At 57.3% G+C, this 24,656-nt stretch carries 22 protein-coding genes and 1 tRNA gene; 7 read left to right on the forward strand and 16 right to left on the reverse strand.

Annotation, left to right across the window (positions count from 1 at the left end):
- Positions 1 to 363 precede the first annotated feature (363 nt).
- The 3 genes from VGN12_07630 to VGN12_07640 form a co-directional block, all read right to left on the reverse strand.
- Complete coding sequence (locus VGN12_07630) at positions 364 to 1,563, reverse strand: nucleotide-binding protein (GenBank protein HEY4309307.1); 1,200 nt, start codon at positions 1,561 to 1,563, stop codon at positions 364 to 366.
- Positions 1,564 to 1,787: 224 nt separating this feature from the next.
- A complete protein-coding gene (locus VGN12_07635) occupies positions 1,788 to 2,429 on the reverse strand; it encodes a TIR domain-containing protein (protein HEY4309308.1) in 642 nt (213 codons plus the stop codon).
- Positions 2,389 to 3,270: a hypothetical protein gene (locus VGN12_07640; protein HEY4309309.1), complete on the reverse strand. Its 882-nt coding sequence runs from the start codon at positions 3,268 to 3,270 to the stop codon at positions 2,389 to 2,391. The genes VGN12_07635 and VGN12_07640 overlap by 41 nt, the downstream gene beginning before the upstream one ends.
- A gap of 607 nt (positions 3,271 to 3,877) precedes the next feature.
- Here VGN12_07640 and VGN12_07645 point away from each other — a divergent pair.
- Positions 3,878 to 5,299 carry a serine/threonine-protein kinase gene (locus tag VGN12_07645; protein HEY4309310.1) on the forward strand — a complete coding sequence of 474 codons (1,422 nt, stop codon included), beginning with the start codon at positions 3,878 to 3,880 and terminating at the stop codon, positions 5,297 to 5,299.
- A gap of 231 nt (positions 5,300 to 5,530) precedes the next feature.
- On the opposite strand, the gene VGN12_07650 is transcribed toward VGN12_07645, so the two are convergent.
- The 5 genes from VGN12_07650 to VGN12_07670 form a co-directional block, all read right to left on the reverse strand.
- Positions 5,531 to 5,845: a hypothetical protein gene (locus VGN12_07650; protein ID HEY4309311.1), complete on the reverse strand. Its 315-nt coding sequence runs from the start codon at positions 5,843 to 5,845 to the stop codon at positions 5,531 to 5,533.
- Positions 5,842 to 6,084 (reverse strand): addiction module protein, encoded by a 243-nt coding sequence (locus VGN12_07655; GenBank protein HEY4309312.1) that lies wholly within the window; start codon positions 6,082 to 6,084, stop codon positions 5,842 to 5,844. The genes VGN12_07650 and VGN12_07655 overlap by 4 nt, the downstream gene beginning before the upstream one ends.
- A gap of 48 nt (positions 6,085 to 6,132) precedes the next feature.
- The gene (locus VGN12_07660; protein HEY4309313.1) at positions 6,133 to 6,882 is read right to left on the reverse strand and encodes a site-specific DNA-methyltransferase; all 750 of its coding nucleotides are present in this window, start codon (positions 6,880 to 6,882) and stop codon (positions 6,133 to 6,135) included.
- A 10-nt stretch (positions 6,883 to 6,892) separates the two neighbouring features.
- Entirely contained in the window at positions 6,893 to 7,210 is a 318-nt protein-coding gene (locus VGN12_07665; protein HEY4309314.1) for a hypothetical protein, read from the reverse strand.
- Between the two features lie 70 nt (positions 7,211 to 7,280).
- Complete coding sequence (locus VGN12_07670; GenBank protein ID HEY4309315.1) at positions 7,281 to 7,493, reverse strand: hypothetical protein; 213 nt, start codon at positions 7,491 to 7,493, stop codon at positions 7,281 to 7,283.
- A 590-nt stretch (positions 7,494 to 8,083) separates the two neighbouring features.
- On the opposite strand from VGN12_07670, the gene mobF reads away from it, so the two are divergent.
- From mobF to VGN12_07685, 3 genes are all read left to right on the forward strand, one after another.
- Complete coding sequence (gene mobF / locus VGN12_07675; protein ID HEY4309316.1) at positions 8,084 to 10,771, forward strand: MobF family relaxase; 2,688 nt, start codon at positions 8,084 to 8,086, stop codon at positions 10,769 to 10,771.
- Positions 10,761 to 11,189: a hypothetical protein gene (locus VGN12_07680; protein ID HEY4309317.1), complete on the forward strand. Its 429-nt coding sequence runs from the start codon at positions 10,761 to 10,763 to the stop codon at positions 11,187 to 11,189. The genes mobF and VGN12_07680 overlap by 11 nt, the downstream gene beginning before the upstream one ends.
- Positions 11,190 to 11,296: 107 nt before the next feature.
- Positions 11,297 to 12,259 carry an RES family NAD+ phosphorylase gene (locus tag VGN12_07685; GenBank protein ID HEY4309318.1) on the forward strand — a complete coding sequence of 321 codons (963 nt, stop codon included), beginning with the start codon at positions 11,297 to 11,299 and terminating at the stop codon, positions 12,257 to 12,259.
- A 291-nt stretch (positions 12,260 to 12,550) separates the two neighbouring features.
- Here the strand turns inward: VGN12_07685 and VGN12_07690 are convergent, their stop codons facing one another.
- The 5 genes from VGN12_07690 to VGN12_07710 all read right to left on the reverse strand — a co-directional run bounded on the left by VGN12_07690 (position 12,551) and on the right by VGN12_07710 (position 16,097).
- Positions 12,551 to 12,760 carry a hypothetical protein gene (locus VGN12_07690; protein HEY4309319.1) on the reverse strand — a complete coding sequence of 70 codons (210 nt, stop codon included), beginning with the start codon at positions 12,758 to 12,760 and terminating at the stop codon, positions 12,551 to 12,553.
- 84 nt (positions 12,761 to 12,844) lie between these two features.
- Positions 12,845 to 13,093 (reverse strand): hypothetical protein, encoded by a 249-nt coding sequence (locus VGN12_07695; protein ID HEY4309320.1) that lies wholly within the window; start codon positions 13,091 to 13,093, stop codon positions 12,845 to 12,847.
- A gap of 3 nt (positions 13,094 to 13,096) precedes the next feature.
- Positions 13,097 to 13,663 (reverse strand): hypothetical protein, encoded by a 567-nt coding sequence (locus VGN12_07700; GenBank protein HEY4309321.1) that lies wholly within the window; start codon positions 13,661 to 13,663, stop codon positions 13,097 to 13,099.
- Positions 13,664 to 13,852: 189 nt separating this feature from the next.
- Positions 13,853 to 15,304, reverse strand: coding sequence for a TraM recognition domain-containing protein (locus VGN12_07705; GenBank protein ID HEY4309322.1), 1,452 nt, complete (start codon positions 15,302 to 15,304; stop codon positions 13,853 to 13,855).
- Positions 15,273 to 16,097 carry a ParB/RepB/Spo0J family partition protein gene (locus tag VGN12_07710; protein HEY4309323.1) on the reverse strand — a complete coding sequence of 275 codons (825 nt, stop codon included), beginning with the start codon at positions 16,095 to 16,097 and terminating at the stop codon, positions 15,273 to 15,275. The genes VGN12_07705 and VGN12_07710 overlap by 32 nt, the downstream gene beginning before the upstream one ends.
- Before the next feature lie 279 nt (positions 16,098 to 16,376).
- Between VGN12_07710 and VGN12_07715 the strand changes: the two genes are divergently transcribed.
- Positions 16,377 to 17,462, forward strand: a complete 1,086-nt coding sequence (locus VGN12_07715) for a hypothetical protein (protein HEY4309324.1) — start codon at positions 16,377 to 16,379, stop codon at positions 17,460 to 17,462.
- Between the two features lie 59 nt (positions 17,463 to 17,521).
- A complete protein-coding gene (locus VGN12_07720) occupies positions 17,522 to 17,941 on the forward strand; it encodes a hypothetical protein (protein ID HEY4309325.1) in 420 nt (139 codons plus the stop codon).
- An 808-nt stretch (positions 17,942 to 18,749) separates the two neighbouring features.
- Here VGN12_07720 and VGN12_07725 read toward each other — a convergent pair.
- From VGN12_07725 to VGN12_07735, 3 genes are all read right to left on the reverse strand, one after another.
- Complete coding sequence (locus VGN12_07725) at positions 18,750 to 19,928, reverse strand: tyrosine-type recombinase/integrase (GenBank protein ID HEY4309326.1); 1,179 nt, start codon at positions 19,926 to 19,928, stop codon at positions 18,750 to 18,752.
- Between the two features lie 133 nt (positions 19,929 to 20,061).
- Positions 20,062 to 20,145: transfer RNA gene (locus VGN12_07730), tRNA-Leu, on the reverse strand.
- Positions 20,146 to 20,383: 238 nt separating this feature from the next.
- Positions 20,384 to 21,976 carry a SpoIIE family protein phosphatase gene (locus VGN12_07735; protein HEY4309327.1) on the reverse strand — a complete coding sequence of 531 codons (1,593 nt, stop codon included), beginning with the start codon at positions 21,974 to 21,976 and terminating at the stop codon, positions 20,384 to 20,386.
- A 799-nt stretch (positions 21,977 to 22,775) separates the two neighbouring features.
- On the opposite strand from VGN12_07735, the gene VGN12_07740 reads away from it, so the two are divergent.
- On the forward strand, positions 22,776 to 24,644 hold the full coding sequence (locus VGN12_07740; protein HEY4309328.1) for a hypothetical protein: 1,869 nt from the start codon (positions 22,776 to 22,778) through the stop codon (positions 24,642 to 24,644).
- The last annotated feature ends 12 nt before the right edge of the window (positions 24,645 to 24,656 follow it).

Raw genomic sequence — 24,656 nt, forward strand, 5'->3', positions numbered from 1 at the left:
AGACCGCACCTCTTTCCGTGTTTCGCGAGGACCTTTTCGTGAAAATGAAAGGCTCCCGGCAGCAGTTGATGCCGGTCGCAAATCGTCCGCTGGACTAAACTCCGTAGGTCGTCAAGCGTCGAAATCGCCGAAAGGCAATTACCCATAATTCGGAAGAACCCTGAAGTCTTGTAGATTGCTCTTGCGACCAACGTGCCCTGGACTGGGCCTCGATCAGTTATCGGCGAAATGGCAAAACGTCTTTCCTTCGAGGCGACTACGTGATGATTAGCTCGGAGTGGCGGCACTGCTAGCACTTCAAGGCTGCACAAATTCTATCGCCATTCGCGCGGGCGTGGAACGTATCGGAGAACGCCATCGCCTCTAGATTACGGGCATTTGAGCGGCCACGAGTTCACGTTTAAGCTCTTTTTTCCATCCCCCCTCATCGTCCATGCGGATGTAAACTATGCCGTCGAAATCTGACGGCGTTTCGAGGCCAGGCGTAATCAGCGCGCACACCTTCGCCTGACCGAGATGCGCCAAGAAATAGCCTAATTCCAAAATCACGTTTTGCCGAGCGCGTGGCCGGAGACCTCCTCCCTTCGCGCTTCCCACGTCGTCATCGGTCATCAGTATTACTGCGAAAGTCACCAACTCTGCTTCTTCGATAAACTTGGTGAGAAGATGGCGCCCCATGTTGGGTTGGTCATGAAGAACAATCCCCACCAACCCTAGGCCTTTCAGAAAAGAGACAACTGCGGTGCGGGCGGTCTCGTTCTGACCGTGAACTACAAAGACGCGATTCGGCGAGCGACCGGAAGAGTTGGTATCGCTGGCTGAGCTGCCTGCCTCCGCGCCTTCATTCAAAGTCGGCCAGGTCTTTATTGCGACGTCACTTCTTGTCGCGGAGACCCGCTTCATAAGATATGCAGAGAACAGCGACCTTTCTGCTGTCATCGCCGCTGGATTATCGATCGCAAAGCGAACGATAGCGTTTGCTCGATCGCGTCGCCCGCCTAAATCCCGTCCAGCAGAAAGTCCTGGCACACCCGCTTCCAGTAACATGTTATCAATCTGAGCATGGCTCCATTCTGAGATCACGTCTTTGGCTGCAAGAAGCGATGCTCGGGTGGGGGCGGGAAGAGGCTTTTTTTCGAAAAGGCTGATATCGGAGGTTTTAAACTCGTGGCCGGCTTCGCCAAGAACTGAGAATAGATCTCTTTCCTTTATTGCCCAGTGGCTTCGACTGAACTCAAACTGTTCGATATCCAGCTCGTCCCGCGATCGCCATATGTCATCGTTCAGGATCGGGGCCGTGCTTGGACATAGGCTGAATTTAACCTGAATGTCCCTGCCTGGGTTAAGGTCCAAGATACGGGCTATACGCACCAACCCTTCGCCGCGCCCCTCATTCATCAGCACGCACGGCCACGACTTAATGCAATCGATGGCCTCCACCGATAGCAACTGGAGTTGTTGTCCGATGGACTCGGACGTGTATTCTAGGAAGCGACTTCTGTCGAATCGCACAGTTCCCTCATCCCAGTCCTGAAACTGATGCGAAACAAGCAGGCTATACACAGCGGATAGCTCCATCATCAATGTGCCGGTGGCTTCACTGACCCATGTCTATCGTGGCGAGAAGCATTGAGCAAGGGCTTCTTCAGGGCTGCGGCCTTCTGTTCGAACCGATCAACTAATCGTGCGCTCCCAGAATTATCATACGTGATCTATAAGTTCCTCGCGTCGAGCTAAGTTCTTCAAAATTACTGCCGAGCTGTCGTCGCTTCCGCAGTGTGTCGCCGTTAATCCATATTCGCCGAGCGTTGGAGAATTAATCTTGCGACATCGATTGGATCGCGACTACCAATCCAAATGTAACCATCGATCGAGAACAAGCCTGGAAGGGGCGCTGCGCTGTCGAACCGAAATAACATCATGGTCTCGGATTTGCGTTGCTTTATGAGGTCACGGATTGCACGCCATTCGAGGCCGCACCACTCCTTGCTCTCATATTCAGTGGAGAGGAACACGACGATTAGGTCGGCGTGATTGTGATAGAGGTCTTGTAGATAAGTATCTAGATCAATACGTGCGAAATTAGCTTCGTGATATTTGTCGTAAAGAACCCGTTCTCGCCCAGCGACAGTAGCAAGACAGGCGGCGACTTGATCTACAAAGGCACGATGTTCGCCGGCGAAGGATAATGCAATTTGGAATTTCTTCGCGGTCTTCCCAAGATCCGACAAGTGTCGCTCAGCCACATGTAGATTATCCTGCGCGCCTATAGTAATTCCAAAATCGCCGTAATCGATCTCAGCAGCTTTCAGCCGCGAAATTATTTCGTCCAATCGCGAAAGGTACCCCCAGCGCACCAGGACGGGCGCATACCATCTAGTTTGCCCTTCATCGTGTATGACGCGCCGGGGAATGCTGTATAAGCTCATGGAATTGACGCCGTGCATCCATTCGGAGCAGTTGTTTACAGGCATTCAGAATTCGATCGGACGACTGCTCCAAATGTTGACAAGCAATTTCGTCTAGAGACCAATGCGGCTGGGATCCCCCTTCGACGGGAACAAATTCCCCTTCCGGGCCAATAACCACTGCTCTGTCACCATCGCCGGGGCCGAATCGGCTGATAGCTGTTTGAGCAAAACAGTCGAGGGTCCATCGGTACTTGAATAAGAATTCACCGTCGTCATCCACCGCTTCCACGGGAATGCGCGTCTGTGGATGCTCGTCACGGTATAAAGTTTCCCACGAAGTCCCAAGATTCAGTGGATTAAAACGTCGCGGATTGGCAAAAAAAAGGAAGGTGAGACGATGGTGATCGACGGCTTTGTGCAACGCCAACAATGCCTCCTCAAGTTGCTGGGCCGGCTCATCAATATCCCGATTCTCGGGACGAGGTTCTTGTTGAGGTGCGGGCAAGCGGGCTCTTAGCAGGTCTTCCCATCGCTGCAATCGAATTGCGAATTGGGCGCAATCCAGCGTTTGCTGCGTTGGAGTTATATCGTAGATGCCCGGATCGGGATCGTCATAGAGTCTCAACTCGTCAAGAGCTTCATCAAAAAGCAGCTGATCTTGAGGCGAAACCGACTCGGAGGATGCACAGAGCGATAAACATGTATCGGTGCCATACTCTTGGTTGAAGAGTTCGCATAATTGCTCTGCCAAAGCTGCATCGTCAATGCAGTAAAAGACGGTCGATGGAGCAGGCAGTGACGCAGGCGATTTCGCCAAATAGATATAAAAGCACGTCGTTGGCATGACTGGCTTTGCCAAGTACATTTCCGGGAGAAAGAGAGACTGGATCCTGCCGCGCGGAGCGCATTTTATCAAAGGCTAGCTCGTTTCGCACGGCGCCAAGATCCGCTGCGCAGCAGCGGGAGGTGTTTGTAGCTTCTATTCGCTGAGAATGGGATTTTGGGTCGGGTGACCGATAGGCAGCGACGGAATCCTGCCTGTCGTTCAGTCAGCTACTGGGGCAAGGGGGGAATCCGCCGTCGCACCGAACGGCATCTAAATCCTTCGGACGTGCATGCCAGGGACCACTGGGCTCACCGCTTTGGGTCGATGGGCCTGGAAAACAGTTGATCTGGATTGCATTGCTCTGGCAGCGAATCTGCCTACATCTTCGTACGCCGCGGCACCTGGATCAGGCCGAGTCGCGGGATTTTGTTCCGGTACAATCCAATCTTAGGCGAATGGGCTTCGGTGATAGCCTTCGTCGTCGCTGGCCAGATGCGGAAATTGGCACGAAGGCGATATAATGAGCCAGATTATTAGGGGCAACGTGTGCTTTCGAATTCACAGCGCAGGATTCGTCGTGAAGAGGTAGCTCTTGATCTCCATTCATTTGCCGCGAGGATCATGGTCATTTGATCCACAATTGCAACTCGGTCCAGCCGGCGGATTCGGTACGGTGTATGCTGGCACCGATAAAGACGGTCGCCCGGTAGCCGTTAAGCGACTGAAGCTTTCGGCGGGGGATGCCGCCCATCGGGAGCTGCGGATCGCTTCTGAAATTGCTGGAAAACAACTGTCGCAGGTCATCCCGATGTATGATGCCGGCGAAGACTCTGAATCCGGATCTTATTTTGTCGTCATGGCCCGCGCGGATCGTAGCCTTCAGGACGAAATCAGCAGTCGCGGAAACCTCTCTGACACCGAAGCTGCCGGCGTGCTGCTCCAAATAGCCAATGGCTTGTCGGAAGTGGGACAACTCGTTCACCGCGATTTAAAGCCTGGCAACGTGCTGCTGCACGAAGGAAATTGGAAGATCGCCGACTTTGGAATTGCGCGCTTCATTGAGGAATCAACGTCCTTGAACACGCTGAAGGATTGCCTTAGCGCGCCATATGCGGCGCCCGAACAATGGCGATTCGAGCAGTCGTCGGGTGCCACAGACATTTATGCGCTAGGCTGCATCGCGTACGCCCTACTTACTGGGAAACCGCCGTTCGCCGGACCAAGCACTGAAGAGTTCGGTCGCCAGCACCAGCACGATCAGCCGCCCCCACTCGACAGAGTCGATCGTCGGTTGTGCTCCGCTGTTGGCATGATGCTTCGTAAGTCGCCCGCCGCGCGCCCAGTTCTGTCGCGCACAATTCGCCTCCTTTCCGAAGCCACCGTGCCTGCTGACACCGGGGCCGGCTTTGTGGCCTTAGCCTCAGTAGGAGCATCGGTGGCACAACGGGAGTCCGAGGTTGATGCGCGACAAAGTGTCGATGTGTCGGGTAAACAACGTCGGGACCGATTGGCTGATGATGCGAAACTGGTGTTGCGCGATCTCATCGACGATCTTTTCGCACGGATCATTCGAGCCGCGCCAACAGCAATTCAAACGGTAATCCCGTTACGCGTACGTCTTGGAGAGGCGGCACTGCGCGTATCCTTCCTTGGCGACGCAATTGCGCTCGGTGAATTCGCGCGATCCCAATGGGACGTCGTAGCCGGAGCCACTATCTTGATTCAGCAGGCAAACCCGGCGTACGAATGGAGCGCATCTCTTTGGTATGCTCGCATGAAACCTGCCGATGAATATCGCTGGTACGAGGTATCGTACTTTTCGAATCTAATTGGCGGAACTTCCCATCCACGGCCCGAATTCGCACCCTTCGCGCTCACACATGACATACATCACGCGGACGAGGCAGCCGCGCAAGTCGTGGGCTTGTACCAGTTCGCGTGGGGACCAAAGCCAATCGATGACGAGAATTCGGATGAGTTTTGCAATCGATGGGCGTCTCTGCTTGCAAAGGCGGCAGAAGGCCAAATCACATACCCACGAAACTTGCCGCTTCCCGCCTGAAAGCGCTCAACATTTGTTTCTGAACGATGGAATTATGAAGGGAAGTCATTCGCAGAGAATATAATCCGCTGCGAAGCAGCGGGGAGGTGTCTGTAGCTTCTATTCTCTGAGAATGGGCTTCCGAATCGGAAACTGGCAGGCGGGCGAGGATGCTCGCCTGCACATTCAGTCAGCTACTTCGCTGAGGCAAGGATACATCAGCGTTTTTCTCGGACTGGAACGGAATTGGGCTCAGTGGTGACGCTCGGTATCGACGCGAGCGCGGGCCGTGGTCGGATCGAGCCTGCAATCGAGAATGGCGACGACCTGAATGGCGTCCGGGAGAACTCGGTAGTAGATGGCGAATGGGAAACGGTGCGTAATCGCGCGGCGGACCGCTCCGAAGTCGACCTGGTAGCTCTCGGGAAAGTGCTCGATGGCATCGAGCGTATGTGCGACCTGGGAATAAAACGCCTGACCTAGGCCGGGTTGCTGGAGTCCGTACCAGGCCACCGCGTGATCGATATCAGCCTCGGCGCACTTAAGAAGGGCAAGTGGAAGTCTCATTCCCTGGGAGGCTTTGCCGCTTTGATGGCAGCCCAGGTACGGGCCGGCATTTGGCCACTGTCGGCCAGAGCGATGCGCCGCTCGACTTCGGCACGCTGCGCAAGCGTCGTAGCGGGAGCTCGATTGGCGGTGAGCACGCTGTCCCACAGGTCCTGTGCAAGCAGGATACGTTCGTCCGGCGTTAGCTGCGAGAAGTCAACATCCTTGTGCGACACCATACGGCCTCCGTTCCAAGTCATAGAGCCAGAGTGCCTGAATCCAGCGGGAAAGTAAATGTTTTTTCATTGTCACGGTGGACAATACCCCGATTTGATCGCAGCCTCCGCAATGCGTTTGCATGCGTAGTGAAAATAGACCGGGTCCTGCTCGATGCCGATGAACCGCTTGCCGGCCATGATCGCGGCGACACCCGTGGTTCCGCTTCCCATGAAAGGGTCAAGAATCGTGTCGGCGGACACCGAGTCGCAGAAATAGCGAATCTGCGCAAGCGGGCGCGGACACGGTACGGGGTTGTCGCCGTGGTAGCCGTTCCATAGCCGCAGATCGACAACGTGCCAATCGCGGGGCAGTTCGTCGCGCAGCAGCGACCGGCCGCTCCAGAAGATCACGGGATCCCAGGCCAGGCAGACGGAGCGACCGCGGCTGGGATAAATCTTGCAGGCGGCGACGATGCGATAGCCGTCCGGAAAGTACCGGTGCCACTGTGACGCTTTTAACGGGCTTTGCCAAACGAAGCACGGCCCGTTGTTAGTGACCCGTATCAGTTCGGGGACGAGCCAAGTCATCATAGCATCGTATTTTTCCGGTGCGTCGTCATAGCTTCGGTAGCTGAAGCCGATGCCGTAGGGCGGATCAGTGATTACCGCTCCGACGCTTGAGAGCTGCGGCAGCACGTCGAAACAATCTGCGCGGTAAAGCGTAGCGTTACCGATCGTGACTCTTCGTATACCGTCGTCGAGATAGCCGCATTTGGGCAGGGCCGCACGCCGCGTTCTGCGCTCGGCGTAGAACGGGTTGATGGTGGTGGTCGGGATCATCGGCCGCCTCCTACTCCCTTTTCCCAAAGGGAATGCGGACCTCGATGCAGGTCCCTTCAGGCACCGGCACGGTGCTGATGAAATAGCCGATACGATTTACCGGATGATGGCCGTTGTTGATGTATTGATTGCCGTCGGCACCGTCGATCAGCGTCCAGACGGTGGCTCGGTCCTGGCTGCGCACGAACTCAAGCTCCTTGCCGTAGGTTTCAAATAGACAGCCGCTTCCGGTGCCAAAGCTCCACGCCGCATAGATGTTCAAGGGATTGTGCAGCAGCGGGTAGCTTGCCTCGAATTCGTCTTCGGTCATTTGGATACGTCGCGTCATAAACGGATTCCTTTCATTGTTGGATTAAAGACGCCGGAGCGGACGTCCGTGCCCGCCCCGGTCGGTTGAGTTAATCTTTGTTTTCCAAGGCCGTGCGCAGCGTGATCCGTCCGTCGAGCGGCAAGCATTCCAGCTGCACGTTGAAGCCACTGCGGTCGGTGTGTGCCCAGGCTGAACCAATTCGGGTCCAGAAAGCTTTGCGTCCCTCGCGGTCACGCACCTGGTAGGCGATATGGCTTGGCGTTTTCGAGGCAGGCTTTTCGTTTGTGGCGATGTCGGTCATTGTCTTTCTCCTTCGTCTCTTTGAGTTACCGGCCGCGAACCACCGCGGCCTGATGGCACGCGAATAAAGCCGGAGAAGCCGGGGCGAAGCGAACCGGGCAAGCTGAAAATCGTGAGGTGCCTTAAGGAGGTGCCGATTTTCTGCTTGCCCGGACCGGCGACGGCTTTAGCTTGCCATCGTCAGGCCCGCGGTTGCGGACGGGATCAAGATGAGAAGACGAAGAAGTGCTATGACTCTTCGACTTTCGCGAACACAGACGTGCCGATGAAACCCTCCGCTGCCGTCGTGCATCTAGTGCGACCGGTATTTGAGTGTCGCATTCTGGAACAGAGTTTTGGGAATTCGCCCGCTGACGAGGATGGCAGCAGGGTCAGTGCATCATCTAACTGACCGGCTCGACATGTCGAAGTCCTTTGAGATGCATCATGATCTGCAACTCACGGTGGCCAAGCACCGTGTCCAGCAATGAAACAAATGGGACTGATGTGTCCTGTGACCGCGAAACAACAGCGGTGTAGCATTCGTATTTCGATTGTATTGCAGACGCGAAAAACTGTTGAAGATATGCAACCGGATGCATAGCATCCTGCATGCTCAACGTGACGGTCCAGTCAAGTGCCGAAGGTGCAAAGTCGTATTTTGCGCGGTCAGATTATTACAACGAAGGCCAGGAACTTGTCGGCGAATGGGGCGGCAAAGGCGCCTCGCTGCTTGGACTTTCCGGGAAAGTCGATAAGGTCGCCTTCAATAGCCTCTGCGACAACATCCATCCGCAGACAGGTCGCCCGCTGACGAAGATCACTCGTGATGGGCGTCGCGTCGGATATGACTTCACCTGGTCGGCGCCCAAATCGATATCCGTCGTTCATGCGCTGACTGGAGATGACACAATCGTCGATGCCTTTCGCAGGTCCATCCGAGATACGCTGTCGGAAATGGAATCCGAGATGCAGTCCCGCGTCCGCAAGGACGGTCGTGACTTTGATCGCACAACGGGCAATATCTGCTACGCGGAATTCATTCACCTGACCAGTCGGCCGGTAAACGGCATTCCATGCCCGCAATTGCATTCACACAATTTCGTATTCAACGCGACGCACGACGCTGCGGAGAACCAGTGGAAGGCCGGGCAATTCGGACGCCTCAACAGCGACGCGTACTATTGGCAGGCCGTGCAACAGGCACGGTTTGCCAATAACCTGCAAGAACTTGGCTACTCGACCCGCAAGACAAAGGACGCATTCGAGATCGACGGAGTGCCTGACTCGGTGCTCAAGAAATTCTCACTGCGCACCAGCATCATCGAGCGCGTCGCGGAGAAGCTCGGTATCACCGATCCAAGAATTAAGGCGAAACTCGGGGCGACGACGCGAGAAGCCAAGGATTCCTCGATTCCTTACCCGGAGTTGATCGAGCTTTGGGAAAGTCAATTGACGAAGGACGAGGCCACTGCAATCGCGGTGATAGCCCAGGACAAGCAGCCGCAAGAAATCCGCAGTCGCAATGACCAGCACGTCCAGTTCGCCATTGATCATATGTTTGAGCGGCAAAGCGTCGTCGACGAACGTCGGTTATTGGCGTTGGCGCTACGGCACGGCATGGGCGAAGTTACGCCCGAAGGCATTCGCAAAGAAGTTGATCGCCGTGATTTACTGAAGCGGGCGGAAGCCGACAAAACCTGGGTGACAACGAAAGGCGTCCTCGCCGAAGAAACGAGCATGATCGGATGGGCCGTATCCGGCAAGCAGACGTGCAAGCCGCTGGCTCGTCCCGGCGAGATCCAGCTTGCGGACCAGCGTTTGAATTCAGGCCAGGCGCAAGCGGTCGAACATATTGTTACCTCATCGGACCGTGTGATATTGCTTCGTGGTGCGGCGGGCACTGGCAAGACAACGCTTACCACGGAAGCCGTCCATCAGCTCAACGCGCGCGGCAAGGAAGTCGTCATGCTGGCTCCTTCAGCGGAAGCGTCGCGCGGCGTTTTGCGCCGCGAGGGTTTTTCAGAGGCAGACACTCTCGCGAGGTTCCTATTCGACGAAACGATGCAGAAGCAGGCAAAGAACGGCGTCATCTGGGTGGACGAAGCCAGTCTCGTCGGCACGCGGACAATGAACGAGTTGTTTCACATCGCCGGTCGTCTCGAAGCACGCGTGGTACTGTCCGGTGATAAACGGCAAATGGCAAGTGTAGAGCGGGGCGCGGCTCTGCGAGTGCTGGAAACGATCGCCGGCCTCCCGGTGGCTGAGGTGACCGAGATTCAGCGGCAGCAGAACCGCGACTATCGGGACGCTGTGACGTTGCTGTCCAAAGGACGCATTGCCGAAGGTTTCGACAAACTCGATGACATGGGCCGCGTGAAGCTGATGCCTGTCTGGGACTCGTACGAGCCGATTGCAAAAGAATTTGCGGAAAGGATGGAGCAGGCGACTGAGAACGATCGCGACCAGGCGGTGTTGATTGTTTCCCCGACTCATGCCGAAGGTAGAAAGATCAACGATGCCGTTCGCAAGGAACTTAGGGCGAAGGGACTTCTAGGCAACGATGAACGCGAGTTTGACCGGCTTGTTCCTCTGCAATGGACAGAGGCTGAGAAGGCCGATTCGACGCGATATACAGGCAAGGAGATTTTGCAGTTTTATCACAACACGGGGCCATTCAAGGCGGGCGACCGGATTTGGGCGAGCGAAGCGTTGGACAAGCTCGACGAAATCAAAAGCAAGCACTTTGCCGTTTTCGAGCCAGATTCGATTTGCCTTGGCACCGGCGATGCGATCCGCATGACGGCCGGCGGCAAGACGCTGGACGGCAAGCATAGATTCAACAACGGGTCGGTCTACCGCGTCGCGGGCTTTACGCTGGCCGGCGATATTGCGCTGGGCAACGGTTGGGTGATTGCAAAGGATGCAGGCCACTTGTCTCACAACTACGTCAACACGGCCTATGCCGCGCAGGGTCGCACGGTCAAGCACGTCATCGTGGCGCAATCAGCGTTGTCTTATCCCGCCGCCAGCATGGAAGGCTTTTACGTTGCTGCCAGCCGCGGCAAATCGTCGATCACGATCTGGACTGACGACAAGCGGGAATTGAAGGAAGCGATTGAGCGAAGTGCACCGCGCCTGTCGGCGACCGAACTTGTCGGCAAACAGAAGCCGCGCTTCTTGCGGCGAGCTAAGGAATTAGGCGTCCGTTGGCAAAAGGCGGCAATGCTTGCCACAAAGCGGGCTGCGCATGAGATTCGCGAACTCGTGGGCGACCGGGAGGTGGAATATGAGCGGTGAGGCGCCTGCCCATCTGAAAAGCGTGCTTTCGCGCCTTGGGGAGAAGCGTCCCCCGGACGCAGAAGAGTTCGGACTTCCGTCCCTGGACAAGACATACCGGCCGTACGCCAGGGCAAGTCAAAAGCCACTATTTGCCATCCACTTCATCACGCCGCATGGGAGCGTGCGCAGCTTTCAGTACATGCACCTCGACAGCGACAGCAGCTACGCGCCTGATCGCCTCACGCTGCGCTTTGCGGGGCTTAAGATTGTCAATGTAGTCATTTCCGGGCGGAACCTGTGGGAACTTTATGACTACATCCACCAACATCGCTCGGCGTGGGTGCGGCAGGCGGCAAGGGATTTTGCGGCGGATGGCGACGCGATCGTGACCGGGATAGCGATCTCGGAGAGCGTGGCGCTGGAGCCGGCCAACTAGAAACTCGCCGCGACACAGTTCGTATCGCCAATTCTACGAACGTTGGCTAGATTGATCGGCGCCTTCTGACTCGTCCTTGACCCATGCCGCTACCGAAATTGAGCGAAATGATGACTAGCTCCGAAGACGCTGACGTCGAGATGTGGGTAAATCAGATTCAGTCGCAGATTATCGGATGCGACAATTGTCAGCCATTTGAAGATAGTGGCGACGAGGACGACGGAGGTTTACAGAGCGTTGAGGAATTCCTCTACGACAATGAAGTTCCGGAGGAACTGCATGACGCCATAGCCGAGCAACTAGTGTGCAGGTGCGGTCACTCGCTGGAATTGGATTCTGGAATCGTGGTGGACGAGATCGAGTCGCAGCCGGATGTAATTGCTGCCGACCGTTTCGGCGACTGGGCTGCCGAGGACAACCCCAGATTGGGCGCATTCGTCGATCACCTGCGGCAGTTTCCTAATGCAGGTCTCGATCATGAGGTCGGCGTCGACCTTCTTAACCAACTGAAGGCGTTGAAAACGACCACCATTACTGGAAACTGGTGGCGTGCTCAGAACGTCAAGGAATCCGAATGCCCGCCTTCGGTCGCTAGGATGGGCCCACCTCCAGCGGCGGGGTCGACCGGACGTCTTCATGGACCGGATCAACGCGCGTTTTACCTCGGATCTGACAAATCGGCTGCCGTCAATGAAGCCCGCAAATACTTGCAGGCTGACCGCCAGATGTGGATACAGCAGTTTCGCATCACGGGTGTGGAAAACGTAATTGAATTGCAAGCGCCACTGTCTCGAACCGCGGCATTTTACCGGGACGACATACCGCTTCTGTTCGCCGGTCTGATGTGGTGCGATGGCCTGGTTCAGCAACGGGTCGGTTCCGAACAGGCCAAAGAGTATCTCCTTCCGCAGTTTATTTCCAAGTGCGCGACGTCGATCGGGATAGCCGGTATCACGTTCAACAGCCTATTGCATGAAGGCACGAATCTGGTGCTGTTTAAATGGACTGACGAGATAGTATCTCCGATAGGAGAACCGGAGCGCATTTCGGACATTGCCGAAGCGGGATAGGACTCAGCCAAAAGCTACTCCCGAGCGCCGAATTGCTCGACGCCCGGAAGCAGCAAATAACGTTTCGAGTCTCTTGAAACGCAAACGGTTCTCATCCCCAGTCCGGGGGCTGGGGAAGTCGGGTTAGAAACCATAGAGCGACGACGGCAACTACTACATCTGCTCCCAAAGGTCACCATCCTTTGCCCATAGGGCACTTGTGCAAATCAGCAGCGGCTTCATGCCGCGCCGGTTCGCTGTGTTAAACCGAGAATCCGTGCCCGGTACTGCAAAACTGTTCCGTGAAATGATTTACCGCCTGAAGAGCCGCTCCAGGATCTTGCCTGCGACAGGAGTCGCCACTTTCGTCACCGTGTCGACGATCGCTTTCTTTTGGCGGCGATCATGCTCCTGTATCTTCTGCCACGTCTCGGGGTGGTTGGCCGCCAGGTAGGCGTTCACTACTACGGCCAAGATCGAAATGACACAGATGCCTCCAAATAAAACAACAATGGGATTCATGAGTTACCTCCAGTTTGATGGGAAACGGGGACTGCCAATCATCAAGAAATCGACGACTACGAATCCAACGATCGGAACTACGGTTCATCTCTCCATGCCTCGGTCGGGCGGTTGGGGCTCGTGCGCCGTTTCATTTGCACGTGCATTGAGCCATTCGTCATAGACGGCGTCCGTTTTCTTGCCATCTACGATCTCCTGCGGTGACAGATTCCCGAAAACCCCAGTTTCCTCCGGCGATTTAATACTGTCAGGAAACGCCTGAAAAACAGGACCGATCTCCTTGAATCCTTTGCGGAGCATCCCTTCCAGATGGCCCGCACCGATCTTTTCCATTTCCTACCTCCTTCCTTTACGTTGTTCATGAAATCGTCGCATCAATGCCTCGTTCTCGATCATGCCGTTTCGCATGTCGTCCAGTCGCTGTTCGTCCTGCTGAAAGAGCATCGCTTGGGAAACACCCAGCGCGAGTGCGCCCGCCATGAAATAGCCGCCGACAGCATCGCCGTATGGCAGGAGCAGCACGCCAACGCAGAATGCGAGAACCGGTTCCCCAAGGACTTTGCATTTGCGCTCGTCCTTGCATCGCAGCAGCAGTTTTGCGGCCCACGGATCGCCGCCGTAATAGGTATGCTCAAAGCGGCCAGCGGCGTGGCGCCGCCAGTGGCCGAGACGGTGCATCACGATCGACGTGATGAACACCGGCAGCAGAATGAGGATGTCCGGTGCGTTTGCGAATGTCGCGTATAACGGGATGAAGAAAACGCTCAGCAGGCCGGTGATGCCGATATGATCCTTGCCGGTCTGCCGACGTAGCGGGAGATACAACGTCATCGCCCACACATTGATGATCAAATAAACAAGGTGTGCTGCGGTGCGACTATCGGTTTCGGGTTGTTCTTTCATTGCCTGTCTCCTGTCGACAAACAACGATACGGGTGGGACAAGTGAGACGACCCGAAACTTTTCGGGTGGCATTGCAGCCGTGTTGCAACCGAAATGCACCGGCGTGCAGTGCCCACAGACGGGACACTTGGGATGCGGGAATGCTCGACGGCGTTGCACTAAATGCGACGCGCTCGCTGGCCTTGTGCGTCAAGACTTGCGCTGGTCGAAGCTGACGTTGAGCAGCGGCAAGCCGGTGGAAAATGGGACGCCGGATCGCACAAGAACGGCATCGACCATGTAGTTGTTGACGGGAGAGCCGGTGCGCAGGCCGTTCATGAATTCGGCGGGCTGAATGACGTACTCATACTGCTCGTGAAAACTGCTGCTGTACTGCGATGGCTGTCCAACAGGAGAAAACGGCTCATGGGGTGCGTGTTGTAGGCCGCCGCCGGCAAACTGCCGCAGCTCCTTGCCGCAAAGCTCCGATACCCAGGCGGCGGTGTGATGGTCGCCGAGCGAGAAAAAGAGCTTGTGACCGAAATTACTCAGCATGGCCTCGATGCCCGCCTCCGCCTTATCTCCTGGCAGTGCCTCGCGGTAGTTGTTGAGTCCCTGGCAGATATAGACCATGCAACCGTGGTAGCTGCGGCAACGGCTCAAATAATGCGTATCCGATGGCGTCACCCACAGGCTTGATTCATCACCCCAGATGCAAGCGAGGGGAGAGCGCGGCGTGATCTCGCGGCGAAGCACGTCACGCTGCCAATGATATTTGAGACCGATATTGGCCACTGCGCCGAGCACCCCGTATTCGTCCGGCGGCATATCGACGACCACGATTTTGCGCTCTTCGATCGCCCCGGCCGGGGTGAAGTTGGTCCGATGGGCAAACATCTCGCGGATAATGCCGGTGTTGCAGACCGCGAGCGTGGCCATCGTGCCCGCCATGATGCTCGACCGGGTCCTGTCCGCCATTTTGGGCCAGAGGCGGGTCAGGAAATCGGCGGCATGCTTGAAGTCATGCTCTTCAATCTCCGTCTTCTGCCGGTGGAATGCGCGTGAGATGCACTGATTGCAGTATCCGGCACGCCAGCTTTCTTCCCGCATCTGCTCGCCGGCCACCGGCGCCGACAGGATGAGTTCGTGCAGATTGGCGGGCGTTATCTCTTCGCTGGCGAGTTGCAGGACGATGACGCAGTAGTTGATGAGTTGCTCATCCTGCCGCTTCCACTGCTGCGAATCGCCCCCGGCCTGCTCGCTTTCGCGAAAGACGACGCTGCGCAGCTCCATGATGAAGCGCGTTACGTTCTGGGCGACGCCGGCGCCTTCGCCCTGGCGGCTCGCTTCATATCCGAACATGTTGAAGCGCCACTGCTCTTTCGGGGTGACGAGGACCACGTCACGCTGGCGGCCTGTCATGCGGGCTGCGCGCAGCCAATCCTGGTACTCGCCACGCTTGGCGCAGAGCACGAGCATTGAGCTGTCGCCATAGGCGAGAATCGCCCTTGCCAGCTGAATGAGGCTCGACGTTTTGCCCGAGCCGGTGGCGCCGAATGCGTGCAGTCCCCCCGCCAGCAACGCGCGCACGGTGAGCGCGTTGTACCCGTCCCAGCAAAAGAGCGGCTTATCAAGTGGATGCGTTCTTTTGCGCCAGAACACGGTTCGCCCTCGCTTTGTCACGCATGAACCTCTGAGCCGCGGTAATGTCCAACTGATCCGCCTGGCATCGTTTGAGTTTCTTGACCGCTTCCATCAGGCAGTCGATTGTGTCGGCCAGCGTCGCCTCGGGTCCTTGGACCGTGACCGTACGGCCGTCATTGAGAACGAATGCAGCACGTTTTGCCCTTGGCTGCTTGGCCTCGTCAACGGGACGGGCCGTTCGCCGCAGTTGCTCCCGCGACAGTTCGGCGGCGAGAATCGCCAGCTCCCGTTGGCGTTGCAGATCGGGCTCCTGACTGATGATGAGGGCCTTTTCGCCGTCGATCGCGCCGCCATGAAGCATGTGCTGAATGCTGGGATCGAGCCGCTGGTAGGCCAGCAACTTGCTGACCAGCGGCTGCTTCATGTGGACCTGCGCGGCCAACTCCGAAACCGAGCAGCTAGTTTCTTCGCGGATACGACGCAGCAGGCAAGATCGTTCCCACAGGGACAGGCTGACTCGGTGAGCGTCGAGGCTCATCTGGAGAATGCGCAGGCTGGCCAAGCTCGGTTTTTGGGGTAGAACAATGACAAGCAACTCGTCGATGCCGACGAGTTTGGCTGCGCGCCAGCGCCGCTCACCGTCCGCTAATGTCAACCTGCCGTCATTCGGGTACAGGATCACTGGCACCTGCTGCCCGTGCGCCTTAATGTTCTGGCCAAGCGCCAGAAGCTCCGCCTCGTCGAAGTTTTTCCGAGGTTGGTCCTTGTCGCGGTCGATTTCAAGAATCGAAATCTTGCGATACGGTTGCATCGTTTCTCGTCTCCGAAGATGGAAGAACTGAAAAACGATAGGCGGCGACGGGCACAAAACAAGAGCGGGAGAAGTTCGGAATGGCTTTCGTGTTGCAATCGCATGTGCATGGTGTGGGACGTGGAATCGCGGACACCTTGTCCTCTGAACTAGCCGGTTTCTAGTAGGATTACCAGCGTGGCCGATCGTACTCTTCTAGCCTCCCTGTTGCGCGTTGGCCAAGGCGATTGAGGTTCGGCATTGCATTCATTCGAGTGAACGTGATAATCAGATTCACAAGTGTATCTGGCAATTCTGCAACTTGGAGTGCAGGCAGTGTCCTTGGATGGTCGTTTCAGGAGCTGCAAAGACAACGGTGGCGCCGAGCTCTGTCTTGATCGCATTCACGCCGCTGAGTTGGATACCTGCTGGGCTGAGATCGTTGACCGACTATGTCAAGGATTCCGAAGTCTCAATTGGATTGGATTTCGAAATTCAGACTTCGACGATCCTGGACTGAATGCTCTTATCGGCGCCGCGACAACCGGCGCTCTCGATTCACTGAAGGGCATTTATCTTTCCAACACGCGGATTACTGACGTCGGTTTTCAGTCGTTTTGCAAAGCGATCGGAGAAGGCCACTTCGACGGTTTGCAGATGCTGAACATCTCGGACACGCAGGTTGGCGATGGAGGTATAGAAGCGCTCGCTTTTGTAATTCTGCGGCGACGACTACCACGTCTAGAATGTCTGAATCTTTCAGGAACGAGAATCACGAAGCATGGCATTCACTCGATGAATCATCCGGCGTTGGCCGGACAACTGAGGACGCTTGCCGCTCTAGACCTATCACACACTGCCATTATCATGGGCGACTTGCGCGCACTTGCCCTTGCATCCGAATTAGGGTACGTGCCGGTTCTACGGTACGTAAATCTTGCAGGATCAGCGGACATAATTGACGGGAGGGCCCTGGGCTCAAATTGCGCCGACGAAATCTTCAAGAATGTCCGCACGCGAGGGCAATGGCCGGATCTTTCGAAGCTGAGTGACAGAGATATTAGGACGCTTCGATTGTTCTACGAAATGGCTATGGAAATTGAGAATGGCGCTAGATCTCTTCGAGAGATCGAATCTGGCTTGATCCAACGGTTCAATAAAGCGTCGAAACTGTCAAAGCTTCCACGAAAACTCACGACGGTGCAGCGACAGCGGGTCGCCGCAGACGAGTTGTTCGCGGAACATTTCGACGTACGACCATTTAACCTCAATGACATGACAAACTCGTTGCTCTTTTGCCGGAAAGGCAACAGGCGTGCTGTCGCAGGTTTGACCCCGATCGGCAAAAAGGCGCTGGACCTGACTCGGATTGCGCTCGAATACTAGTTGACATCGGATTCAATCTGGTTCCATAGTTGTGCCGAACGGAGCGCAATTTGGGACATATGGGCAAGGAAGATGTTTCGGGTGACGGCAATGACAAGTCTGCGGAGCGAGACCTTAGCCGGGTACGATTCCCGAGCGACCGCATTTCGATCGGCGGCCTGCGCCAGCGGTTTCCTGAGCTTTTTGATAAGGGTGACGAGACCCGCCAACCCATCTTCTTTCTCGAAGATGGCCATAACCGTGCTGAGGACATTTTAGGAGAAATGCTGAACTGCGAGCGCCTCATTGCGAGCTTTGCCTATAACAAAGCCTGCGGCAATGATTCTAATGTGACAGGCATCCGAACATCGGCTTTTAAGCGCGAACTCGCAGAGCAATATATTAGCCTGGGCATCGCCAGTGGCCCGAAACATGCCGTGCAGTTAATTCGCGACTTTGAGCGGCAGGCGGCCGAGCTTGCAAACCGACGAACGCCTTGAACCCGTCGCGGACTCGTGATGGTCCGAGGTACGAGATACTCTACAGGACACAAAAAGGGGCATATTGCTCCTTGGAACACCTGATCGGCGTGTTCCAGTTCTTTGCGATGCTGCACCTCAAGTCCTTGCAACGCAATCGTTTCAGCTCTGGAACGATCTCGCATCTGTTCCATTTCTGCAATCCGTTGTGAATGGGTCTAGCTCACAGCATTTCTGCCCGCAGAATATGGCGGTTTCAGTCTACCAACCTGGGAGCGGGAGGTTCAGCGATGACGCCAGATGAGTACCTTCGCCGGCTGGAAGAGCTTAACGAGCAATATGAACGCGAGAGGCTCGATCTTGAGTTCGACGGTCGCGACGGAATTGGGCGAAGCGGGGCAGCCGACAGTCGAGAAGGGAGGCCCCATGTACGAAATACTTGAGCGGCTTGAAGAACTTCGCTCAATTCTTCGCAACCACGAGCAGAAGCTAAAGTGCCTCGAAACACTGGCAACTGAGACAAGCCAAGTTCTTCAAATTCGAGCGTCTGAGAAGGAATACCTCACTGTCGAAGAATTTGCCGAAGTGGTCCCCAGAGCTCCCTACACGGTGAGGTCCTGGCTCGGTACATGCCGATTGTATGGGGTCAAGGTGAATACACGATGCGGACCGCACGCGCAATGGTCCATCCCGTGGACAGAATATTTGCGCTACAAGAGAGAAGGCCTGTTACCCGCACGGCGGCCTCCCCATCCCCCGAACCGGGACACACGCGGCCCTGGCGCGGCTGGCTGTCTAGTACGGCCAAAGAAGCCGCCAAAGGCTCCGCCTACCCAAAGGCGGCTTGAATTGCCTGTTGAGTCACATTAGGCAGCAGATGGCGGTAGCGCCGTCGCTGCTGTTCGGTCGAGTGCCCTGCAAACTCATCTATGATCCGCTGATCGGTGCCTGCACTAGCGAGCACGCTGATGAAGGAGTGGCGCAAGACGTGCCACCCCTTCATTTTTTTGTCCCACTTCGAGCCCTTGACTGCTCGTTCGAAGGCTTGGTGAGCCGCATCGCCAGTCAGCGGCTCGATGCCGTCGCCGAACAGGTAGAGCCGGTTCTGCCTCATCAGCGACTTCAACGCCTTGGCAAGCAAGTCGCTGATGGGAACGCGTCTCGTTGTTCGTGTACCGCGTGACCTTTTTTTCTCGCGAAAGGTGACAACGCGCCCGGCAAGGTCAACGTCCGCCGATTGAACGCGGAGAAGTTCTGACCGCCTTGCTCCGGTATGGGCGGCCATGACGAACATCGGATTGACCCACTCGTTCCAGGCGGTTGCCTTGACGTGTTCGAGCAGCCGGGTGATTTGGTCGGCGTCCAAATACAAGGTCTCCCAAAGAGTGTCAGGATCACCGCCTGCCTTGATTCGGCGTTCGATCTCCTGGAAGGTCATGTAGGGAGGTTTCTCGTCAATCTTGGGATAGACCAGTCCCCGCGAAGGAAAGCCGCCCTGTACCAGCTTCATCCGCTCACCCCAATTCCAGGTCGCACGGAAAGAGTTGATCTCCTTGCGGATGGTGACCGGCAAAACATCGGCCTGCCGACGCTCGATGTGCTTTTGCAGGCTGGCCATTGATAGGCCGTTGAGCAGGAACCTGCCGCCAAGAGTGGTCTCGACATGGTTTAGGTGAATTTTCGCGGTGTAGAGCGTATTCGCCTCAATAGCGCCGTTGGAGAAGGTCGTGACGTAGCTGTCGCGGAGTTCGCTGAACGTGGTGTCCTTGCGGACATCCGTTGTCAGGTCGGCGGGCGGCTTGCCGTCATACTGAATGAACTGCACGATCGTGCAGCCGGGCGGCACTTCAACGAGGCGCTGCTTGAGCCTGGTCAGCAGGAATTCGACGCGGGCTTTCCACAGCAAAGCTTCCGATTCGGGGACTTCCCCGATGGACAGTTGGTGCTGCTGGCCAAGGTATCGGAAGAGGACACGGTATGCGCCGCTACGAAGCTGGAGGGCTGCCATAGGATTCTCCCATGCCATCCCAACGCCATCGCAATGCTGTTACCAAACCGTTACCAACGGCATTGGTAACGGTCGTTTTTCTCTGCGTTGGGACCAAGAAGAATTCTTCGGAAGTCCTTGCAGAGAAGCAAAATGCGGGAAACAGGACTTGAACCTGCACGGTGTTGCCACCACTAGGCCCTCAACCTAGCGCGTCTGCCAATTCCGCCATTCCCGCAGTCGTAAATTCCTGGCCGTGTCAGAGGCGCCGCTCTGCAGCGAGCGCTTCGAAACTCGGGCGTCCGATGGCATATCGGACGTCCTTCCGGGGCCCACTCACTCCGCACGGAATGCGAAGCGCCGCCCACGGCCATCTGGGAAGTCTAAGTCTTTTAGTCCCAACGTCAAGCGACCGACGCCGTGGGCCAAAAAAGCGCCGCGAATTCGCACGTTTCGAGGTCACCTTTTCCGACTTGCTAGGACCGGCCAGGCCATCGTCGCTTGATGACCAGCATTGTCCGATCGCGGGATGTCTGCATCTGTCCGGCCGAGAATTGAAATCGGAGGGCGGCCGCCAGCTCTTTGGCACTGCGATCCGATTTTTCCGTCACCATGCGGGCGATCGAGGACAGCCCCAGCCGGTGGGCGCGCCCCTTGGACGGCTGCATGAGCTGAGGATCCTCGCCGGCCAAGATCAGCAGTGTCTCCTCAGGGCGCAGAGCATGCATGATCGGTTGATAGGTCGTCTTCGGATCGCGGGCCAGCGGCAAAGCTACGCGTGACAACAACTGCCAGCCCCCTGGCCGCGCGAGCAGGGCCGTGACATCACCGGCCGTGGCCAGGCGGATGCGTCCCGTGGGATCAAGCAGAGCATATAGCAATGCCGCCGATTGCAGGCCAGCCGCGGCCTGCCACATATCGCGATTTACCAAGTCGAGCAGTTGTTGCGGTTCGCGTGAACCATCGGCATGAGCACGCACGGCGGTGCGCAACATGCCTGCCAACATCGCGGAAGCAATTCCTGATCCCGTGGCCGACCCGACGGCAACGCCCAAACTTTCGTCGCCGCGTGCAAACCAGTCGTAGAAATCGCCACCGAGGGTATCCCCGCGTAGAGTCCAGGCATCGACATCCCAGCTTGGCGAACTGGGCAAATAGCGCGGGAGTTGCAGTTCCTGCAATCGCTCGGCCTCGCCCATTTGGCGTTTGAGCGCGGCGGCGTGCAGACCTTCCTGCATGAGAACTTCGCGTTCCAGGTCACTGGCCAGCCGACCAGCAACAATTTCCACCAGATTCACTTCTTCGTCGGTGAAGTCGCGCTCGCGAGCCGAGTAAATCCAAAGCGTGCCCAGCGGGATGGCCGCGGTCGAGATCGGAACGCACACGGCGGCGGCGGCCGCTTCGGGGGCCTGCCATTCGGCACGCACGGCGCGGTTTTTCATCACCACGGCGTGGCCCGATAGCGCTTCGAGATCGGCCGCGGCCGATCGCAGAGCGCGTGGCGCCAGAGTCAGCCGTTCGCGGGGCAGGCCGTACGCTGCGCGTAGCTTGAGTTCCGTTGTCGCCGAGTCGAGCAGATACACTGCCGCGGCGTGGCAATTCAGAGCCTGCGCTCCGCCGCGCAACACCCCTTCCAAGCGCTCGGCAAGATGTACGGGATCGGGTGAGCGCTCGATCACGGGCACAGCCGCGGCCAATTCGGCCTCGCGCTTGCGCAGTTCCTCGCGAGCCACGTGCAGTTCGCCCAGCAGTCGACCGATGGCGCCGGCCAACTCGCCGGCTCGTTCCAGATCAACGGTCGTGCCAGCACCTCGATGTTCGGCGCCCCCGAGATCAATCCTGAGATGTCCGGGAGAGGTTCCAACGCCCGGGCTGACCGGGGCGGACCACATCAGGTCATGATCGTTGCGCGGAGGGTGTCCCGGCACAAAACTGAGCGACCATCCGGTCGCATGTTGGAAGGCCTTGCACAGGTCATAGATCGCACCGGTTTTGTTGAAACCGGACTGATCGACCGTTTCCGACCGCTCATTGAACAGATTGAGATGCTTCGGTGTAGACCGTGACACGGCGCGCCTGCTTTGCTGGGAAGAGGAATTCTTGCTGCGCATCGCCAGCCGGTCCGTCAGTTCTTCGTCAGTCGTCGCCTACGGTCGCAGATGCATGGCAATTTTGCCTTGGCTCTTCTGCGCCGTTATGTTCCGCGACCCATCAGAAGGGAACGGACCGGTCTTGCGATTCCTCGCAGTTCCACAAGTGCTGTAGCGAAGCACGCGCGGCGGGCGAGCAGCTCGGCCGAACGACAAACAATCCGCGGCGGTGTGGGGGCGGGTCCGCAAGGCGGTTGGTGTCTTCTCGAAAGCTGAACTCGGTGGCTCGCACGGTGTACAGGTGTCTTGTGGGGTCTTCGCCCTCCGAGCTCGTCGCAGGAGCAACTTGACGCCACGGCGGGGCGGGCCGTGAGACACGCAAGTTGCTCGGACTGGCTCAGTCGTGCGAACACGAACGGCTTTCGCAGTTCGCCCAGCATCCGTGACCGGCAGGATCTAGCATCGGCACAGCCCGCGCGAATTCCTTAGTCGATAGCCACGATCGTCACGCACGCGGGTCGTGACGAGCGCGCGACGTAGGGAAAGTCTGCCGGCGCGTCAGCGAACCGTTTCGCCAATAGCATCGTGACGAACCAAGAAATCCGCGGCGTTTGTACGGTAAATGCGCGTGCTGATCGCCCGTTGACATTGACCCAATCTCGCGTCGGGTCTAGATTTTGGCCGCGCTGCTAGCGGCCGTTTACTCGTCCGGCGTCGCGGTCGTGCATCTAAGGCCTGAAATCACGTTCGGTCGCTTTTATTAGAACTGGGTTCAGTCATGGAACGTTATGCCACGGAAAACACCCGACGGATTTTCGTCGTCGGTGTTTGGTTCTTGGCCACGGCGGCGGCACTTGCGCTTGTGTGCAACTACTCGTCGAATTCTCCATACGCTGACGAATGGCCGTGGCTGGACGTCGTGGTCGGCGATCGGGCGTTTGACGCGGCATGGTTGATGGAACCGGAGAATCATCACCGGGTTCCACTCGCTAAGCTGCTCTACATCGGTTTCGGGCGGATTACGAACTACGATTTTCGCGCCGGGGCCGTGGCGAATGTCGTGATCCTCTCGGTGGCCAGCCTGGAACTACTGTGGACTGTGCGGCGAGCACGCGGCGTGACGCGGCTGAGCGATGCCATTCTTCCCGTGACTCTTTTGCATCTCGGGCATTGGTACAACTTGATTTGGGGACATCAGCTTTTCTTTGCCATCGCGGTCGCCGCGATGTGCGCTGTGATTGGCATCATGCTCAATATTCAGGGACCGAAAACGGCATTTCGCAATGGACTGCTGGTCGCCCTGGCCGGCGCGGTCTTGATCGGCTGCGGTGGGCCGGGCGTTTGCTTTTTACCGGCCATCGCGTTGTGGCTGGCGTATGCCGGTCTCGCGTTAATGCGAAGCGATCAACCCCGGCGGTATTTGACGGGCGGGACGCTCGTGGCCTTGGCCGGCAGTGGTTTATTGGCCGTGTTCTTCTATTTTTCCGGCAATCGGCCGACCGAAGGCTTGCCGGATGCCCCGATTGCGGATGGCACTGCTTTGCGCCTCTTTGCCACAGCACGGGGCACCCTGCAAGTGCTGAGTATTTCGGCCGGTCGTCTGGGACGCGACTTATGGCCCGTTTCCGGTGCCATCGTTGCCCTCGTAGGATTTATTGCACTGGGCCGGCTGGCCATCGTGTGGCGGCGTCGGCCCGACGAGCGGCTACGAGTCGTGGGGCTTGCCTGTTCGATCGCGGCCGTGGCGACGGTCGCCTCGGGGGTCGGCTGGTCACGGGGAACGCTCGATCCGACGTATTGCCTAACCGCGCGTTACACGACCCTCTCCTGCCCATTGGTAGTCGCCCTGTACGGCGTGTTCTTGCTGTACGGTCGGCCGCCGCGCTGGCGGTTTGCAGATGCGACGATGGCTGTCGTGTCCGTTGTAATTGGCGTGGCCTACGTCTCGAGCGGTTTGCACCAGTCGCAAGAAATTCGCGCCCGCGTGGCGCGCATGGAATTGCTCGTGGCCGATGGCATTTCGCCCGCGGCGATCGCGACGCGGACGAGCTGGGACATGCAGGACGAGGAGTCCTCGCTCGCACGGCACTTAACGCAAATGCAGGCGGCAGGAATTGGGCCCTATCGTGACGTGCCCAAGGATTTATCCGAAGTCGACGCCACGGTAGCGCGGCTTTCGCGGCAAGATCCAGCCGTGGCGCGACGTGCGAGCGCGGTGATTACGCCAGGCGAACCGTGGACCCAATTCCTGGGTCTTGCACCCGGCCAGCAAGTCTTTCGCGTCGACCTGCGGGTGCGCAACAAATTGCACCGTGCACCATTGCCAGCGGCGTTGGCCTGGAAGATCGTTGAGCATAGCGCCGCCGACAACATCGTCGTTCGGGCGGCCGGCGACTGCTCGCTGGCGGACATGCCAGACCCGATGTTCGCGCCGCTACGATTTGCCCCTTTCGTCGCGGAAGCCAATTGCCGGTACGAACTAGTCGTCGCGGCGTTCGCCAGCCCGGACGACAAGACACCACTCAAGCTGCCGGTTTTCGAGGTGACCGCCGAGCCGGGCAAGAACGAGCTAGATGGATTTGTCTACACGCTGCGCGACGAAGCAGTGACCGTCGCGGCAACAGAATCAGGCGGGGACGTCCGATAGTGGACCAATCGT

It is taken from the genome of Pirellulales bacterium (assembly GCA_036499395.1).
Taxonomy (GTDB): domain Bacteria; phylum Planctomycetota; class Planctomycetia; order Pirellulales; family JACPPG01; genus JACPPG01.